We start from the raw sequence: 17,432 nt of genomic DNA on the forward strand, positions 1-17,432 counted from the left end.
GGAGCAGTATCATGGTTCATCAAGTGACAGGTTTTTCTGATGCTTTGCTAGCGTGGGAACAATGGAATCTTACTGACTTTGATTATAAGAGTGCTCAGGTACTTTCATTTAAATCAGAGATCGAAAGCCAATCTGCACCTTTGGCAGCAGTAGCGACTTATCATCTAGAGCAAGCGTCAGCATTACTTGCAGAACACCACCTCATGCCAGGTCCTACGGGCGAAACCAACGAGTTGTATGCTGCAGGTCGTGGTGTGGCTTTGGTGATTGTTGATGATTGCGAAGAGAAAGTGCCAGCACTGCAAACCGCAATGGCAATGATTATTGCGGCACTATTGGCTGGGAACAGCGTTCAGTTGTGCAGTGATGACGTGCAGTTCAACACCTTAATTGCCGATGCGGCGACACAAGCGAATCTGCCAACTAACTTGGTGCAAGTTGCCTCGTATGACGCTGCACAACAGCTGCTGTCTTGCGATGTACGAAGCGTAGGTTATGTAGGTAACTCAAAATCTGCACAAGCTATCAATTTACAGCTTGCTAAGCGTGACGGTGCAATCGTTGGTTTAGTAGCTGAAACGGATCTTACGGCAATGAATGTTGCTAACGATCCACACTTATCGCTGCGTTTTATTACTGAGCGTACGCGAACTATAAATATAACAGCCGTGGGTGGTAACGCGACCTTGCTCGAACTGGGAAGCGAAGCTCACTAACCTTCAGTAAAACGGGCTTTGAGGTTCCTCAAAGCCCTATATCTCCTAACTAAATGATTAACCTTTTCTCTCATGGCGAGATTAATCCATATAGTCAGGCATGGAAGGCATTCTACAAAATGAGGACTATCAAATGATAGAAAACAGCTTTGCAATAACGACGACGTTTATTGCGTATCTAATTATGATGCTAGCAATCGGTGTTATTGCTTACAAACGTACATCTAACTCAACTGACTACTTCCTAGGTGGTCGTTCGTTAGGCCCATGGCCTGCTGCACTTTCTGCTGGTGCATCAGACATGAGTGGTTGGTTGCTACTTGGCCTACCAGGTTACGCTTACGCTGCTGGCTTTGAAGCATTCTGGCTTGCTGGTGGACTACTTGTTGGTACTTGGGCGAACTGGTTAATCAGTGCTAAACGTCTACGTACTTACAGTATTACAACAGAATCACTGACGTTGCCTGAGTTCCTATCTCGTCGTTTCAATGATAATTCGAAGTTGATTCAAACGATCTCTGCTTTCTTTATCCTTTTATTCTTCCTTTTCTACACAAGTTCAGGACTAGTAGCGGGTGGTAAATTGTTTGAAACGGTATTCGGCCTAGATTATACAACAGCGGTTATTATCGGCACGGTATGTGTGGTTTCGTATACCCTGTTTGGTGGTTTCCTTGCGGTATCTTGGACTGACTTGGTTCAAGGTCTGTTGATGTCTGCTGCGCTATTGATTGTACCAATCGCAGCTATGAACGGTGGCCTTGGTCAGCTATCTACTGACCTTCATAACATCAACCCAGAGCTACTCACGCTATGGAATGATGCGAAAGGTGAGCCTCTTTCTGCTATCGCGATCATCTCGCTAGCTGCATGGGGTCTAGGTTACTTTGGTCAGCCACACATCCTTGCTCGTTTCAAAGCAACGCGTAGCAATAAAGACCTAACAACAGCGCGTCGTATCGCTGTGGTATGGACTGCACTGTCTATGATTGGTGCAATGTTGGTTGGTCTTGTTGGTTTAGTTTACGTGACTAACTCTGGCGCGCCTAAGCTAGAGGATGGCGAGAAGATCTTCATGCTTCTTGTGAACGCGATGTTCCACCCAGTAATCGCAGGTATCCTACTGGCGGCAATCCTAGCGGCAATCATGAGTACTGCGGATTCGCAACTTCTTGTTTCTTCATCTGCAATGGCAGAAGATCTGTACAAGCAAGTACTTAAGAAAGATGCGACGTCTGAAGAGATCGTTCGTGTAGGTCGCTTCGCGGTAATCCTAATCTCTCTTATTGCACTTGCTCTAGCAATGACACCAGACAGTTCAGTACTTGGCCTTGTGTCTTACGCATGGGCTGGTTTTGGTGCTGCATTCGGTCCTGCTATCGTATTGAGCCTGTATTGGTCTCGTATGAACCGCAACGGCGCTCTAGCGGGTATCGTGGTTGGTGGTGTAACGATTGTTCTTTGGAAACAGTTCACGGGCGGTTGGTTCGATGTTTACGAAATCGTACCGGGTATCATCCTATCGACTATCTCTATCGTTATCGTGAGTCTAATCACTGGCGAGCCAGAAGACCAAGTTAAGAAGCAACACGCTGAGTTCGAGAAAAACCTTGTTGAACTAGACTAATCGTCTGGACTGAGGTTTTCAGCTAAGTCATAGGGCTGGATGCTCACTAGCTCAATGATGACAAGAGTTTACAATGTAAACCCTAGAATAGAGTCACTTCGGTGGCTCTATTTTTTTTGTCTATTTTCTAATGCCTTGAGTTCTTACTGGTCAATATTAGATGGAGATAATACCTTTCATCGAGCTTAGCGTGATAAGAACGTGGTGAGAGCATTCAGCGCGTGGAGGACTGATATTAGTGACGTTTGATGTCAAAAATATAATAGAAAAATGATTGTTTTTTGAACTTGGCGCCCACTTTTGTATTTAGCTCCGTGAATTGTGGAACCTAATTAGACATGATGTGTCAATTGTCAGTAACTACTAAAGACCTATAGGACAAAGGTATGCCTGATCTCTATTGCAAAGGATGTAAAAAAACAACACCACATAAGTCGGTAATGAAACGTTGTGAATCAGAGCCTGAGACCGTTTCCGGTCGTATGATGCAATGGACGTCAAAACTATTTAGTGGCAACCTTCACTATAATATGGAAACTCAGCACTTCTGTCGCACGTGCAATTGCCGCAGTGAAACTGGAAGCACAGTTCCCCGAGTTGGTCTCGCTAACGTATAGTAAGTGTTTACTAACCTAGAGAAAAACCTCCGCTAGGGAGGTTTTTTGTTTTCGATGTCGTTTTGAATTCAAGTTCTGCTTCAATGCTATTGTCATCATTTTTCACTTTCCATCCACAATTTGAGTGCTCGATTTATTAGTGCTTGAGTAACATGCTTTGATTCTGCCCTTCAGCTAACACAGTACGGTTGGTACGCAATTTTTTGTGTTTTAATCATAGAATTATCCCTGACCTTTGCTCATTTTATTATTCACTTTGGTATTTTCCCTTCTTTCTTTTCTGGCTCAATTTATGTGTTAATCGGGTCATGGCTATAATAGTTTGTTAATAACTTAATATTGACAGGGGCTACTACCATTTTTCGGGTATTTACATTTTCTTTGAATGTTGTTGATGTATTTAGTTTTTAAATGTGTGAGCAGGGTTTTGCCCGATTGCTCTTAGTATGGAATATACTGAGCCGAATTTAGAATGTTTAAGGAATGTTATGTCTCAGCATCAACTTGATCGTATCGATAAAGAGATACTAAGAATTCTGCATATAAAAGGGCGCCTGCCAGTTGTTGAATTAGCGAAACAGGTAAACCTAACAACTTCTCCTTGCTCTGATAGACTGAAACGACTGGAAAAAGAGCGTTACATAACGGGTTATCACGCTGAATTGTGCTCAGAAAAGTTAGGGCTTGATGTGCAAGTCTTTATCCATATCCGTCTCGATCAAACCAGTTTTTCGATTTTTGATAAATTTGCTCAAGCGGTTGAGTTGATGCCTGAGGTGGAAGAGTGCTATTCATTGTCTGGTGACTTTGACACCATGATCAAGGTTCGAGTTAAAGATATGAAGGCATACCAAGCCTTTATGGCAACCAAACTAGGCACCTTGCCAGGCGTTATTCAGACGCGTAGTGAAGTCGTGATTGAAGAGCATAAAAAGGGTTTTGGTGTAAACCCTGAGTTGTTGGCAACCTTGAAGTAGAGCGACGTCTTCGCGGCTTCATAGCTAAAGTGGGTGTTGATTGGATATAAAAATGGAAGCTGATGAGCTTCCATTTTTTGTTGGGTGCCAGAAAAAAGCAATCAGATAAACTGAGAACGAGCAGACTAAAGGGTAATCGCCGCAGAAATTAAACCGATTATACCGCCGAACACACCACCCCAAACGACTAGCCAGCCAAGGTGTTTCTTGATCATGGTTTGAACCATCTCTTTAACGAGTTTTGGTGTTAGTTCATTCAAACGCTGATCGATTATCGCTTCAATGTTCTCTTTGATTTCATCCATCATTGCAGGCGACTCAAGTTCATCTTTAATGGCATTTTTTACAGAGTCACTCTTGCTGATTTCAATCACAGATTCTTGCATCTTCTCCACAAATGGCGCTTTCATCGGTTGTAGTGCTTCTGTGCCGCCAACCATTGCCAACATGCCACCAAACTGTGAGTTCTCGATTACATGAACCAGTGAATCGAACGCAGGATTAAAGTCGATCTTCTTAATCACTGGCTCTAGATTGAGCGATTTGCCAGTCATCTCACTGCTAAGGAAGCGGTCGATGTTACTTTCAGTAAAGAACTGTTCCATCATCAGTTGCTTAATGGCGGCCTTGAACTCTTCAAAACGCGCAGGAATGACGCCTGAGCCATATAGGCCGGGTACTTTTTCGAACAACATATGGATCGCAAGCCAGTTGGTGATGGCGCCTGAAAATGCAAATAGGCCAGCATAAAGCAAGTATTGGTTTGCTGTCGCATAGCCGCCAGCAAGCAGTGCTAACGCAAGCACGTTAGTTAAGACACTTTTATTCATGGTTGATCTCTAGAATGAGTATTGCGCGCATTTTAAGAAAAAAACGCCAAGAAAAAAACCCAAAGGATCAATCTAGTGATGGAAAGGGAAATACAGAGTGCCGAATGACGAATATAAAAAAGGCTAGCCTTCCCCCGAAGTCTAGCCTTATTCCAGAACGCGCAAGCGAAGCGCCTTTGATGTTAATCTCATTATATAGTTACGAAATAACATTCTGCTATGTGTAATTCACTCGTTAATTAACAAATTGATGTGAAACACGCCACATAATTTAAAATATCACATGAATTAAGCGTTTGATGTTTGGTCAAGATCATCGGCAATGAAGCCTCCTGTCTGGTGGCTCCACAACTGTGCATAGATACCATTGTGCAGAATGAGCTCTTGGTGAGTGCCTTCTTCAACGATCTTGCCTTCATCGAGTACGATTAGGCGATCCATCGCAGCGATGGTCGACAAACGGTGTGCAATCGCAATCACTGTCTTGCCTTCCATTAGTTCAATCAAACTTTCCTGAATGGCTGCTTCGACTTCTGAATCGAGTGCTGAAGTTGCTTCATCGAGAACAAGAAGTGGAGCATTCTTCAGCAGTACGCGAGAGATAGCGACACGTTGACGTTGACCACCAGAAAGCTTAACACCACGCTCACCCACTTGTGCATCGTAACCAACATTACCAAATGGGTCGGTTAGCGTTTCGATGAACTCATGTGCGTGCGCTTGCTCGGTTGCGGCATACACTTCTTCATCCGATGCTTCCGGACGACCGTAAAGAATGTTGTCTTTGATTGAGCGGTGGAGCAGTGAAGTATCTTGAGTCACCATACCAATGTTGCTACGTAGAGAGTCTTGCGTGACCGCTGATATCTCTTGGTCATCAATCAGAATGCGGCCGCTTTCTACATCATGGAAGCGTAATAGCAAATTAACTAAGGTCGACTTACCCGCGCCAGAACGGCCAACTAAGCCTACTTTTTCGCCTGGTTTGATATTAAGGTTCAGACGATTAATAACACCTTTATTTTCACCGTAGTTAAAGCTCACATTGTCGAAGTGAATGCCACCTTGTGTGACTACGAGAGGTTTCGCATCTTCTTTGTCTTCGATAGCGATGGATTTGGAGAGCGTTTTAATGCCATCAATCACGGTTCCTAGGTTTTCAAACAGGCCACCGATTTCCCACATGATCCATTTCGACATGCCATTAATACGCAAAGCTAAGCTGACTGCAATCGCAATGGCACCCACGGTGATCGCGTTATCTAGCCACAAGTAGATAGAGATCCCCGCAATGCTGAACACCAGTAAGTAGTTAGCAAACTCAACCAATATGTTGAAACCTGTTACCAAGCGCATCTGTCGATGTACGGTGTCTAAGAAGCTCTCCATGCCTTCTTCTGCGTATTCGGTTTCTCTTTTGCTGTGTGAGAACAGTTTGACGGTTGCGATATTGGTGTAGCTATCGACAATACGGCCCGTCATCAGCGATCGAGCATCGGCTTGTTCTGAAGATACGTCTTTAAGCTTTGGCACGAAATGCAGTTGAATGCCGACGTAAATAAATAACCAAATCAACATCGGTGCCATTAAGCGCCAATCTGATTCAGCAAGCATGAACAGCATCGCCGTGAAGTAAACTGTTACGTAAACAAACACATCGACCATCTTGGTCACGGTTTCACGCACCGCAAGCGAGGTTTGCATTACTTTGGTGGCTACACGCCCGGCGAAATCATCTTGATAAAAGGACAGGCTTTGCTTCAAAAGGTAGCGGTGCGCTAACCAACGAATCGACATTGGGTAGTTGCCCAGTAAAGTTTGGTGAAGCAATAGCGAGTAAACACTGATCAAGATTGGCATCACAACCAACAGCAGAATACCGAGCCCCATCAATGTCGACTCGTTGTCTGCTAAGAAAGTGTCTGGGTTACTTGTTGATAGCCAGTCAACCAGTTGCCCCATGTAACCGAACAGCGCAACTTCGATGATCGCGATGGTCATTGTCATCAACCCGAGTATTATCAACGGCTTTTCAAAGCCCCGAGTGTAATGGCGACAGAATGCTAGTATTCCAGTGGGAGGTTGTATTGGCTCTCCCTTTGGAAAGGCTTCGGTAAAGCCTTCAAATTTCTTGTACATAAATTTCCTTTTGTAAGCCACTGCATCACGATGTGCAGTTATGTTTTTATAAGTACGATTTGAGTTCTATAAGCATTAGCGTTACGTCGTTCGAGGGGGGTTGTTTGAAGAAAACGTAAAGAGTGTTTTTAAATACGTCTATTTTAGATTGAATTAGACAGGAAAAAATTAAGCTTATTTCAAACGTAATTGATTGTTATGCAACGGTGATAATCCTAACGTTAAATGGATTAAATTGTAATCAAAACTCGTGGTTAGCTAGAAAGTGAAGTCAGAATATTTATTCAACAAGTTCCTTAATTGATATGCACGCAGTTGGTTCTTTCTGATGTGATGTTATATCGCAGTAAAAATAACGGAATAATTAAACTTATGCAGTTATTGTGTGGGATAAATATTCAAATCATTATTATTTTCAGTGAATCTTGTTGTAACAAGTTGTTTACACTTCTGAGTAAATAAAAGATAGGGATGGTTGATATGTTAAACCTACACAAGAAATCACTGCGTATTACTAATGTTCAAAACGCCAATTGCGTTGTTATGGTTCCGCCAAAAGAATTTCGATTTAACGAAGAAACTGCACGTGATAATGAGTTCCAGCACAGAGTTAACTTGACCGAATCTGAGATTAAGCTAGAGACGATGGCTGAGTTTAAGGAGATGGTGGCCTCGTTGCGTAAAGAAGGTGTGCAAGTTGTAGAGTTTGATTACCCCGAGTTAGGAGTAGAAACACCTGATGCTGTTTTTCCTAATAATTGGTTTAGCACTTGTGGCGATGGTAGTTTGTTCACTTTCCCTATGGCGTGTGAAAACCGTCAGCATGAAGTAAAGCCACACGCCTTAATTGAAGCGCTAGAAGCCTCAGGTCGTATTGTTAATCATAATGAGTCGCTAGAGTCTTATGTTGCACAGGGCTCTTATCTAGAGAGTACTGGCGTTATGGTTATCGATCATATTAATAAGACGATCTACGCTGCGCTTTCTCAGCGTTGCGACCGTGAAGTGTTAGAAGATTACGCTAAGCGTATTGGTTACTCTCGCGTGGTCTCATTTCAAACGGCACTACCGTCTGGTCAGCCGATTTATCACACTAATGTGATGATGGCGATTGGTGATAATTTCTGCGTGATTTGCGATGAAGTGATTCCTGAATTTGAGCGTCGCTTTGTTGTGAAGTCACTTGCTAAAGATAAACAGGTTATCTCTATTTCCATAGATCAGATGAATCGGTTCTGTGGCAACATCCTGCAGTTGGAGACAGTGAATGGCGATAAGGTAATCGCAATGTCTCAATCGGCATATGATGCTTTTTCTCCAGCGCAATTAACTCAGCTTGCAACGCATGGAAAGCTGTTGCCATTTAACGTAAAAACCATCGAAGACATCGGTGGTGGTTCAGTTCGTTGTATGTTGGGTGAGGTGTTCTTACCAACGCGAATTAATCGCTTGTAACACGCCATCGGTCTTTGATAATAACCGGTTAATACCATTCTATTCGTAGAGTGGTATTTTTGTCTTTAGCCTTGAAGACAAGTGTTCATTAGGTGCTCGTGAAAGCTCTGTGCTCGATAAACTGAGCAGATAGCGTGACCACTTCCTTGGAATACACAAGTGCAGTGTGATTGAGCTTGAGGGCACAGGTGTCGGTAGCGCCTCTTAGGTTCGCGTCTTCAAGTGTGACCGTACCGTCACCTGGGTTTCTGCCTAATACAATACGTCCGACTCCGGTATCGTAGGTGCCAGTGATAACACCAATCGGTACTTCGATATCGTAATCACCCAAACCATCACTTAAGATTATTTCACTCGAACCAAAGATAAATCCAAGCCCATGATTCGACAGTGTCTTAGCGATGGTTGCTCCATTGTGCGGGGTGCCCGCAGTGATGATGCAGGTGTCAGAGAACTTGGGTTGATAGAATTTAAAGTAGTGGCGAATGAGTAACCCACCAAGTGAGTGACCAAAAAAGTAAACTTCATCGTGTTCATCAAAACGAGCGTTTACAAAGCGATTGAGGCGCTTAGCGGCAGAAGGAAAACGTAAAGAGTTGTAGGCAAACTTGTGCGTTATAAAGCCACGCTTTTTAAAACTCTTATCCAGATACTGCATGATCAACGCAGGCATATACAGACCATGAATTAAAACTATATGTTTGTTTTTATTATTCATTTTTGTCCTCCGTCTGATGATGCATTCCAGTATATTGAGTCACCAATTTAAACTCAATAAAACTTATTGTGAATGAGAGACAATTGACGGTCATAAAGCGTGAGTTCTTTTGAATGGTATAGCTAGCAGAAAGTGAATGATTTTTAATTGAAAGAGGGATAACTATTTTAGCCCTCTTTCTGAGCCTATTGATGATGCTCCACAAGAGGGAACTTTACTTTTGTGTGTCTTCAGTTTTCACAAGAGTAGTGTGGATAGTTTCATCTTTAAGTTCCGGTTCGACTAAAACCTTGATCACGCCTTTTTGTAGGATCAGGTTATTAGGGTAAGTGATGATGTTGCCCGAACTGTGTCGGAGAATCACGTGGAACATGGTGATATCGATGATCACGCCGCTGATGTCTTCGTCTTTCTCTGCGACTTTTACTTTGTCACCAATACGATACGGGAACACAAAGAATATCAGTACGCTGGCTGTGAGGTTACTTAAAATTGACCACTGTGCAAACAACGCGACACCGAGCACCGCAAATATGGAGGATAAAAACAGGGAGATGTCGCCAAAACCTAAGTTTAGGATAATAGTAAAAATAGCGGTGAAGAGTAGAAACAGAGTGATATTGAAACATTTAAGCACGGACTGTTTACGCTTCAATGCGACACGCTTATTTTTTGCTAGTGCTTCGATCCAATTCTGACCTAAGCGTTTTATCACCCAATACAAAACGATAAGAAGCAAGCCTAAACCTGCTTGTTTAAACCACATATTTGATTGTAAATACTCAACCATTAAATAAACCTCAATTTTCTCAAAATAACGACTTCTATCGCCACGATCATGATTAGCCCAACACAAAACAGTGGGAATGCCACTGGGTTCTCTGTTCCTGGAATACCGGCAATATTGACACCGAGTAAACCGGTGAAGAAACCAGCTGGTAGGAAAATACCTGCAATGATCGAAAATAGGTATGTATTTCTATTCATTTTTTCAGCTTGATGCTGACTTCGGGTAGCAAAAAATACATTAATCTGATCGATGTAAAATTCAATCGATTCATTAATTCTCAGCATGGTGTCGAGACTGTTTTTTATATGACTGTTGTGTTTGTTGAGAGGAGTCGGTAGTTCATTCATTAAATCTTCGAAGACGTATTTCTGTGGTTTCAAATAACGTCTTAATTTGAGTAGCCTTGAATGCAGAGCGTTGATGGATTTTATATCGATATGGGAGTCAGACTCCAGATCGTCAATCAGTTGTTCTACAGGCGTTAAGAAGTTCGAAATGTAGTGGTTTATTCCACGTATCATTCCAAGCAAAACATCTGGCAGTGATGTTGGGCCTTGGTTTTGTTTAAGGTCGGAGAGTAAATTGCTGACTGCTTTCGAAGGGACTTTGCGCGTTGATATTAAGGTGCCTTTGTACCATAAGATGCGTAGGCTCAGCATATCATCGGGATTAGCACCTTCGTTTAGGTTAATGCCTCGTAGGATAATTAGAAAACAATCATGGCCAAACTGTTCAAATCGAGGACGAGTGTCATCTGCGAGCAGAGAATCCACAATAGCGTTCGAAACTGTATTATTTTGAAGCCATTCTCGTAACCCTTCAGCATCTCTTTGGCAGTGATACCAAGTCGCTTGTTCGAATGGTTCTGGGGTGGTGTTGTGTTCATGTGCCACCCCCTCTGAAAATTGCCAGCTTGAAATTATGAAAGCGTCCATTCGTCGATCCTTAATGATATGAGGTATATCGAAATGACGGTGCCATTTAAGGCGCCATACTGAGCACGGTTTAATGAGGTTAGTTTGTTTTTGTGAGTAGTATGAACTCTCTTTGTTTTCTCGAACAAATGTAGCTCATTGTTTAGTCATTATAAATTAGCATTAGAGTACAGCGTTAGCGATGGATAAAAGAGAAAAGACCGAGGTATTTTATTTGTACGCAGGAGATAAATCGATGACAGTAAGTCGCTTTTTACCATCACTAACATAACGACAAGCACAAGCTTGACGACACGAGATATTCAGTCAGGCTAAATACACACTCTCTAACATTCAGTCTAGTCTGTTATGGCGAAAGCTCTAATTGGAGCTGTGTCACTTCAGAGCGTTAGAGTTTCAGAGTGTTGAAGTTAGTTTATTAGAGATGGCTGGTTATGCGATAGGTTGAGAGGTTTGAATGATGAAATTGACTATAGGGGTGAGAACGGTACAAATTCACTTTACTGAGTGACCTTCATGACAAGGTGGAACAGCAAAGTGAATGAGTATGTTTAGCTTATTCTATGTGACTCAATCACATTAGAAGTTGTATGAACCACCGAAGCTAATGCTGTTGAAGGCAAGTGTTTTGTCTTCTTTCTTAAAGCCGTAGTCGTTCTCAACACTAACTGCATCTGCTTGCGAAATTAGGCGCAGTGTTAAATGTTCAATCGGCGTGTATTCAACACCAACACCAAAGTGGAAGCCAGTACCACTGTCGTCATCGTAACCAGCACTCTTGTTTGCGTTTAGGTCAACAGAACTTAAACCAGCCAATACGAATGGGCGGATTGTGTTGTCGAATGTGTAACCGATGTTTGCGGATGCAGAGATAGATGTCGGTGACAATTTAGCCGCCCCCTTTTTGTAGTTTGCGTAATCGTTGTAGCCAAGTTCAACACCAACGATACGGTTGAATTGGTAACCGCCGTATAGGTTGTAGCCCATGCCGTTTGAATCTAAACTACCTTGACCATCTGTATCAGAATCTTGGTAGAGACTAAGTCCGCCACCAATGTACGCACCACTGTCAGTACCTGCTGCTAAAGCTGGAAGAGAAACCGCGCTGATTAACCCTAGTGCTAATGCTGATTTCGTTATCTTGTTCATCTTTGTTACTCACTCTGTCATGTTTTTCAATGTGATTGTCGGTCACTGTCAATTTTTAATACTTGTTGTTTTTGGCTACTCGGCCGTTGTTGAATATTATCCCTGAGTCTTTTGCTCATTACTGTATGGCTTTGTAAGTTGAATCGTTACATAGTGGGTGGATTACACATCGAGTTGCTTATATGAGTCAGCCAGATTATGACAAGGAGAAAAAGATGTTAACGAGACAGAAGACGGGTTTGGTGGTTGTGGATGTGCAAGGCAAACTCGCGCGCCTTGTTGATGAGAGCGATACCCTGATTTCTAATTGTGGAAAGCTGATTGAAGGAGCACAGGTTTTAGGTCTTCCTATTGTGAGCTTGGAGCAGAACCCAGAGAAGTTGGGGGCTACCGTTAGCGAGTTGAATGACTTGTTGGGCGAAGCTAAGCCGATACCAAAATTTACGTTCAACGCGTGTAACGAGCCCAAGTTTGTTGAGGCAGTGCAAGCCAAGGATGTGGATACGTGGTTGGTGTGTGGCATAGAGGCTCATATCTGTGTTTATCAAACTGCCATTGGTTTGCTGGATCTTGGGTACAAGGTTCAGGTAGTTGGTGACTGTGTTAGTTCACGAACCGCGCTTAATAAGAAGTTGGCTATCCGAAGATTGGCTGGCTCTGGTGTTCTAATCACAGGATTGGAAATGAGCTTATACGAGCTCGTGAAAGACTGCCGCGCCTCTGAGTTCAAGCAAGTCCTATCCTTGATTCGTTAATCATTCTCTTAAAGCCGCTGATTTGAATAATCTAATCATGTTTATCAGAGGAGCAAGTTAGACAACACATCGGTGATTGGGTATTTAAAAACTTAATGGCTGATGTGTGTCAGAAGTTGGGTGTCAAGTTATCAGTGCCAGCGGAACAACAAGCGAGTGCGCTCCCCGTCTCCTTATTACCGATCTATTAATAAAAATATTATGTGATTTACCTCTCACTTATTTACTTAGCGCGCTAAGTAAAGTAAAGTGGTTAGCACGCTAAGTAATTGAGGTTTTCATCATGGTTCAAGACACCCACAGTCTTAAAGATCTTTCTCTGGCCGAGCAACTTGCTCGCGTTTCTCGTCTATGGAAAATGGTCGCTGACCGTGAACTCGCACCGCTTGGTCTTACGCACCCACGTTGGACGGCGCTATGGAAACTGCAACGCCTCGGTGACAACGTGAGCCAGAAAAAGCTCTCGGAAGCGCTCGAGATTGAATTGCCATCATTAATGAGAACGTTGAATCAATTAGAACAGCAATCGCTCATCACTCGACACTGCTGTGCTAGTGACAAACGTGCTCGAATTGTGGGTCTTACCGATGACGGTAAGTCGTTAATCAAGAAAATGGAAGCTCGCATTATTCAAGTTCGTCGCCAGTTGCTCAATAGTATCGATGATGACGAGATGAAAAAGCTCTCTTTCATTCTTGAACAAATTACCCATAACGCCCTTGATGCTCTTAGCGAAAAGTCAGAAACCACACAATAAAAGAGAAGTTACTATCTATGACCCCCGACGAAAAATTCGCGCGCTGGATTAAATTTTCCTGTTTCGGATTTGTTCTTGTTTTTGCATATTTTCTTGTTGCTGATCTCACCATGCCATTAACGCCTCAAGCAATGGCAACCCGTGTCGTAACTAAAGTTGCACCTCAAGTCAGTGGACAAATCACCCACGTATATGTGAAAAACAACCAAGCTATCCATCAAGGAGATCTCCTATTTGAAATTAACCCAGCGTTTTATCAGCTTGCGGTTGAACAAGCTCAATTAAACCTTAAACAAGTTATCCAAAATAATGAGCAGCTTGACGCATCCATTGCTGCTGCCGAAGCGGATCTAAAAGCCAGTGGTATTCTTGCAAACCAAAAAAACCGTGAAGCAGAACGATTAAATGCGCTTTTCTCACGCCATGGTACTTCTCAAAAGTTACGCGATGACGCTCATAGCTCCGCCGTGGCGGCTAAAGCGAATGTTGCTGCTGCGAAGGCGCGTTTGAAAGAGTTACAAGTGAGTCGTGGTGAAATCGACGATAGTAATGTCAGTATTCGTGTAGCTCAAAATCAATTAGAAAAAGCCAAGCTCAATCTTTCTTATACACAAGTGATTTCAGATCACGATGGTGTGATAACGAACTTACAGTTGAAAGCCGGTACCTATGCCAGTGCGGGTAGCCCATTGATTGCGCTAGTTTCAGATAACGTTGATGTTATCGCAGATTTTCGCGAAAAAAGTCTGCGTCACTTTTCAATCGATAGTCACGCCTTGATCGCGTTCGACAGCAAACCTGGACATGTCTTTAACGCACAAGTGAGTACTCTGGATGCGGGGGTCAGTGCGGGTCAATTTGCAGCCGACGGTAGTCTTGCAACACCAACAGACTCTAATCGCTGGGTGCGGGATGCACAACGAATGCGTGTGCATTTAGACATCGACAATGAACTCGTTAAGCAACTTCCATCTGGAGCCCGAGCTACGGTTCAATTGATCCCTAACAATGCGGTATTCGCATGGCTTGCGAAAGTACAGATTCGTTTCCTCAGTGTTTTACACTACGTTTACTGATCAGGAGGTGGCATGAAATTATGGGATCACCCGTTATCTGGAAATGATTTTCGACAATGCCTACGTATTGCCACTGGTGCTACTTTAGGTTTTACCATCAGCAAACTGTTTGGTTGGGATAACGGCGTATTTTTTACCGTTACACCAATGTTGCTATTGGGTATGGTACCTGTGATGAGCGCACACGCTGCGCGTCAATTGTTTGCATCTGCCATCGTTTGTGGGCTGGAAGTTGGTATTATTGGTGGGTTATTAATCAGTCATCCCGGCATGATGACCATGGTGGCTTTTGTACTATTTCTGATAAAGTTTGCCTGCATGTCAAAAGGCAGCTTATTTTTGTTTGGTGCAAACAGCATCATCAGTTTGAGCATTATGCTGCACTTTGCCAGTTACCCAAGCATCGATTTAAACAACCTTATTTTTACCAACTTACTTGCCTGCGTGCTGTCCGTCATCATTGCTTATTTAATGATGTTTGTAATTCCAGATGTGGAATCCCGTCAGCCACCGCCGAGGCCAACCGAAGCGAAGAAAAGCCACCGCATGCGCCACGAAGCCTTAATGGGCGCCAGTATCGCTACGCTTTCGTTTATTGTGTTCCAAGTTTTTGATCTGCAGGATTCAATGTCAGCACAGGTCACGACGATATTGCTGCTTTTTCCAATGAACTGGAATGGGGCATTGGGTTATGCTCGCAAGCGTGCGATGGGGACATTGTTTGGTGTGACTTTTGGCTTAGCTAGTCAAATTCTTTTGTATGACTGGTCAGATTTACTGTTATTTGTGGTTCCACTTTTGTGGATAGGGGCAATGATTTTTGGCTACATGCATGTGAAGGAGTCGAGTGGTTCAGGAACAGGGTTTGGTGGGCTGACAACCATCGGCATTTTATTCGGCCAGTACCTCACGCCTGGCGGTGACCTTATCTATAGTGCCTTGTATCGTATCAGTAGTATCTTGTTTGCTATTGTCGTGACGTTATTGATTACTTATTGTATTCATCGCTTGTTGAACTGCTTTCCTGCGACTCGATTTAGCCATGAAACCGCTTAATTTATCTCAATATCTCATACTCTGCCTACCCTCTGTCGGGGCGTAATTTAACCTTCCTCACTGACACGTGACCTAACCATTCGTGCGACTGGTCTTAAGTTTTATGGCGGGAAAGTAAACAAACGATACAAATGGAAGTGTAGCGTCTGGTGAAAGCGGCATATATCAGTCGATACAAGCACTCATTCAATAATCGTGACAGAGCTGAGCTATCAAAGGTCATCGATGCAGAAGTGCTCATCACTGATTTATGTAAACATATCTAAGTATCATTGAGGAGTATCACTCCTTTAAAGAGGTTTATTTGAATAATCTAATCGTATTTACCGGTGGCCCGGGATCAGGTAAAACCTCGGTGATCGATGCGTTGAAAAGTCACGGCTATCGCTGCGCACCAGAAGTCGGCCGTAAAGTGATTCAACACCAAGTTGAGCAACAAGGTAGCGCCTTGCCATGGTTAGATAAAGTGGCCTTTCGTGACGAGATGGTGCGAGAAGAGTTAGCCAATTATCAAACGTTCGAATCGAGTGAACAGCTTGTCTTCTTTGATAGAAGCATCGTGGATTCATACGGTTACAGCTTGTTAGAAACGTTGTCTTTTCCTCAATCCTTGCTGAATAGCTGTAATGAGCTCGCATACAACAGCAAGGTATTTATCTTCCCGCCTTGGGATTCGATTTTCATCAATGACCAAGAGCGCAAGCAAGATTTCGATGAAGCGATCGCCACTTACGAAAAGATGGTGGCAGCCTATACCCAGTTTGGTTATCAGCTGGTGGAAGTGCCTAAATTATCTGTTGAGGAGCGAGTCGAGTTTATCTTAACTTCAATCAACTCAGGCGAGTGAGTTGCGGCAAAACAACAATGAAAAAAGCCCCACAATATCGACTCGAACGAGTGAATACTGCGGGGCTTTTCTATTCAGATTCAATTTTGATTTAGCTGCGACAAGATTGGCTTCGGTAACGTTTAGTCACCGAGAGGCTGTCGGTCGCCACCACCTCGGTAGGAGTCTAAAGCAACCTTCAAGCGGCGCAGTTTATCGCGCGAGCGGTTCTTGTGATTGACTGCCATGCCCATTGAAAGCACATCCACTAACGCCAACATGGCGTAGCGAGAAGCCGACGGTTTGTAGATGAAATCAGTTTCCATATGCTTGATGGGTAGCAAGATATCGGCAATCTTTGCCAGCGGTGTATCTTGTGGGGTAATTGCGATGATCTTAAGCCCGTATTGCTTAGCCAGCTCTGCGGTTTCAGTGATCACGGGTGTAAAACCGGTCGCTGAGATCATCACCATCACATCATTGGCATCTGCTGTCGCAGCAACCATGCGTGACATCAAACCATCGTTGTACGACACCACGGGATAGCCCAAACGAAACAGTCGATGTTGCAGCTCTTGAGAAGCGATGGTCGAGCCACCACCCATGCCGATAGCAATGATCTGTCTGGCGTTATGCAGCCAACTGACTGCGGTTTCAACGTCTTGCTCTTTGAACAAAGTGCGGTTGATGTCTAGGCTCTGCTTGATCGATTCGTAGATACCTTGATAGCCAGTTTGGTTTACCGGCTCGAGAATAAAGCGCTGGCCAACCGTTAGGGTTTGAGCTAGCTTGATCTTCATATCACGTACGTTGTTACAGCCAATCGCCTTAGCAAAACGAGTAATAGTAGCTTCACTGACTTGCGCGTTTTCTGCGAGTTCTGTAATGCTGGCTTTAGCGGCAAAATCAATGTCGTCCATGATCAGCTTAGCGACTTTTTTCTCTGCATCACGAAGAGCGGGAAAACGCTCGGTTATCTGTGAAATGATATCTACTTCTAAACTCAAGA

The 17,432-nt window shown here is 43.4% G+C and carries 16 protein-coding genes; 9 read left to right on the forward strand and 7 right to left on the reverse strand.

What is annotated here, in order from left to right; genetic code table 11:
* Window positions 1-11: 11 nt before the first annotated feature.
* The 3 genes from OCV24_RS16140 to OCV24_RS16150 all read left to right on the forward strand — a co-directional run bounded on the left by OCV24_RS16140 (window position 12) and on the right by OCV24_RS16150 (window position 3,937).
* Entirely contained in the window at window positions 12-716 is a 705-nt protein-coding gene (locus OCV24_RS16140; RefSeq protein ID WP_017057715.1) for a 1-pyrroline-5-carboxylate dehydrogenase, read from the forward strand.
* 100 nt (window positions 717-816) lie between these two features.
* The gene (gene putP, locus OCV24_RS16145; RefSeq protein WP_017057716.1) at window positions 817-2,343 is read left to right on the forward strand and encodes a sodium/proline symporter PutP; all 1,527 of its coding nucleotides are present in this window, start codon (window positions 817-819) and stop codon (window positions 2,341-2,343) included.
* A gap of 1,105 nt (window positions 2,344-3,448) precedes the next feature.
* The gene (locus OCV24_RS16150) at window positions 3,449-3,937 is read left to right on the forward strand and encodes an Lrp/AsnC family transcriptional regulator (RefSeq protein WP_017057717.1); all 489 of its coding nucleotides are present in this window, start codon (window positions 3,449-3,451) and stop codon (window positions 3,935-3,937) included.
* Window positions 3,938-4,062: 125 nt separating this feature from the next.
* Here the strand turns inward: OCV24_RS16150 and OCV24_RS16155 are convergent, their stop codons facing one another.
* Window positions 4,063-4,767 (reverse strand): DUF445 domain-containing protein, encoded by a 705-nt coding sequence (locus OCV24_RS16155; protein WP_017057718.1) that lies wholly within the window; start codon window positions 4,765-4,767, stop codon window positions 4,063-4,065.
* A 288-nt stretch (window positions 4,768-5,055) separates the two neighbouring features.
* Entirely contained in the window at window positions 5,056-6,906 is a 1,851-nt protein-coding gene (locus OCV24_RS16160; protein WP_136997455.1) for an ABC transporter ATP-binding protein, read from the reverse strand.
* A gap of 480 nt (window positions 6,907-7,386) precedes the next feature.
* Between OCV24_RS16160 and OCV24_RS16165 the strand changes: the two genes are divergently transcribed.
* Entirely contained in the window at window positions 7,387-8,361 is a 975-nt protein-coding gene (locus OCV24_RS16165) for an arginine deiminase-related protein (RefSeq protein WP_029627169.1), read from the forward strand.
* 88 nt (window positions 8,362-8,449) lie between these two features.
* On the opposite strand, the gene OCV24_RS16170 is transcribed toward OCV24_RS16165, so the two are convergent.
* The 4 genes from OCV24_RS16170 to OCV24_RS16185 all read right to left on the reverse strand — a co-directional run bounded on the left by OCV24_RS16170 (window position 8,450) and on the right by OCV24_RS16185 (window position 11,953).
* Window positions 8,450-9,079 (reverse strand): esterase/lipase family protein, encoded by a 630-nt coding sequence (locus tag OCV24_RS16170; protein ID WP_102506685.1) that lies wholly within the window; start codon window positions 9,077-9,079, stop codon window positions 8,450-8,452.
* Between the two features lie 214 nt (window positions 9,080-9,293).
* Entirely contained in the window at window positions 9,294-9,869 is a 576-nt protein-coding gene (locus OCV24_RS16175) for a mechanosensitive ion channel family protein (RefSeq protein ID WP_017057722.1), read from the reverse strand.
* Entirely contained in the window at window positions 9,869-10,804 is a 936-nt protein-coding gene (locus OCV24_RS16180) for a zinc transporter ZntB (protein ID WP_150877572.1), read from the reverse strand. The genes OCV24_RS16175 and OCV24_RS16180 overlap by 1 nt, the downstream gene beginning before the upstream one ends.
* 579 nt (window positions 10,805-11,383) lie before the next feature.
* A complete protein-coding gene (locus OCV24_RS16185; RefSeq protein ID WP_150877570.1) occupies window positions 11,384-11,953 on the reverse strand; it encodes a porin family protein in 570 nt (189 codons plus the stop codon).
* A gap of 215 nt (window positions 11,954-12,168) precedes the next feature.
* Between OCV24_RS16185 and OCV24_RS16190 the strand changes: the two genes are divergently transcribed.
* The 5 genes from OCV24_RS16190 to OCV24_RS16210 all read left to right on the forward strand — a co-directional run bounded on the left by OCV24_RS16190 (window position 12,169) and on the right by OCV24_RS16210 (window position 16,444).
* Window positions 12,169-12,708: a hydrolase gene (locus OCV24_RS16190; protein ID WP_136980079.1), complete on the forward strand. Its 540-nt coding sequence runs from the start codon at window positions 12,169-12,171 to the stop codon at window positions 12,706-12,708.
* A 283-nt stretch (window positions 12,709-12,991) separates the two neighbouring features.
* Complete coding sequence (gene slyA / locus OCV24_RS16195) at window positions 12,992-13,465, forward strand: transcriptional regulator SlyA (RefSeq protein WP_060469163.1); 474 nt, start codon at window positions 12,992-12,994, stop codon at window positions 13,463-13,465.
* Between the two features lie 17 nt (window positions 13,466-13,482).
* On the forward strand, window positions 13,483-14,541 hold the full coding sequence (locus OCV24_RS16200) for an HlyD family secretion protein (protein ID WP_077681195.1): 1,059 nt from the start codon (window positions 13,483-13,485) through the stop codon (window positions 14,539-14,541).
* 12 nt (window positions 14,542-14,553) lie between these two features.
* Window positions 14,554-15,597, forward strand: coding sequence for a DUF2955 domain-containing protein (locus OCV24_RS16205; RefSeq protein WP_046222940.1), 1,044 nt, complete (start codon window positions 14,554-14,556; stop codon window positions 15,595-15,597).
* Window positions 15,598-15,901: 304 nt separating this feature from the next.
* On the forward strand, window positions 15,902-16,444 hold the full coding sequence (locus OCV24_RS16210) for an AAA family ATPase (protein ID WP_137008004.1): 543 nt from the start codon (window positions 15,902-15,904) through the stop codon (window positions 16,442-16,444).
* A 122-nt stretch (window positions 16,445-16,566) separates the two neighbouring features.
* Here the strand turns inward: OCV24_RS16210 and OCV24_RS16215 are convergent, their stop codons facing one another.
* Window positions 16,567-17,430: a MurR/RpiR family transcriptional regulator gene (locus tag OCV24_RS16215; protein ID WP_146443290.1), complete on the reverse strand. Its 864-nt coding sequence runs from the start codon at window positions 17,428-17,430 to the stop codon at window positions 16,567-16,569.
* Window positions 17,431-17,432 lie beyond the last annotated feature (2 nt).

It is taken from the genome of Vibrio kanaloae (assembly GCF_024347535.1).
Taxonomy (GTDB): domain Bacteria; phylum Pseudomonadota; class Gammaproteobacteria; order Enterobacterales; family Vibrionaceae; genus Vibrio; species Vibrio kanaloae.

What these genes read in the sequence shown, in the direction of transcription:
- OCV24_RS16140 (WP_017057715.1), top strand. Translation starts at nt 12, where the DNA reads ATGGTTCATCAAGTGACAGGTTTTTCTGATGCTTTGCTAGCGTGGGAA.
- putP (WP_017057716.1), top strand. Translation starts at nt 817, where the DNA reads ATGGAAGGCATTCTACAAAATGAGGACTATCAAATGATAGAAAACAGC.
- OCV24_RS16150 (WP_017057717.1), top strand. Translation starts at nt 3,449, where the DNA reads ATGTCTCAGCATCAACTTGATCGTATCGATAAAGAGATACTAAGAATT.
- OCV24_RS16155 (WP_017057718.1), bottom strand. Translation starts at nt 4,767, where the DNA reads ATGAATAAAAGTGTCTTAACTAACGTGCTTGCGTTAGCACTGCTTGCT.
- OCV24_RS16160 (WP_136997455.1), bottom strand. Translation starts at nt 6,906, where the DNA reads ATGTACAAGAAATTTGAAGGCTTTACCGAAGCCTTTCCAAAGGGAGAG.
- OCV24_RS16165 (WP_029627169.1), top strand. Translation starts at nt 7,387, where the DNA reads ATGTTAAACCTACACAAGAAATCACTGCGTATTACTAATGTTCAAAAC.
- OCV24_RS16170 (WP_102506685.1), bottom strand. Translation starts at nt 9,079, where the DNA reads ATGAATAATAAAAACAAACATATAGTTTTAATTCATGGTCTGTATATG.
- OCV24_RS16175 (WP_017057722.1), bottom strand. Translation starts at nt 9,869, where the DNA reads ATGGTTGAGTATTTACAATCAAATATGTGGTTTAAACAAGCAGGTTTA.
- OCV24_RS16180 (WP_150877572.1), bottom strand. Translation starts at nt 10,804, where the DNA reads ATGGACGCTTTCATAATTTCAAGCTGGCAATTTTCAGAGGGGGTGGCA.
- OCV24_RS16185 (WP_150877570.1), bottom strand. Translation starts at nt 11,953, where the DNA reads ATGAACAAGATAACGAAATCAGCATTAGCACTAGGGTTAATCAGCGCG.
- OCV24_RS16190 (WP_136980079.1), top strand. Translation starts at nt 12,169, where the DNA reads ATGTTAACGAGACAGAAGACGGGTTTGGTGGTTGTGGATGTGCAAGGC.
- slyA (WP_060469163.1), top strand. Translation starts at nt 12,992, where the DNA reads ATGGTTCAAGACACCCACAGTCTTAAAGATCTTTCTCTGGCCGAGCAA.
- OCV24_RS16200 (WP_077681195.1), top strand. Translation starts at nt 13,483, where the DNA reads ATGACCCCCGACGAAAAATTCGCGCGCTGGATTAAATTTTCCTGTTTC.
- OCV24_RS16205 (WP_046222940.1), top strand. Translation starts at nt 14,554, where the DNA reads ATGAAATTATGGGATCACCCGTTATCTGGAAATGATTTTCGACAATGC.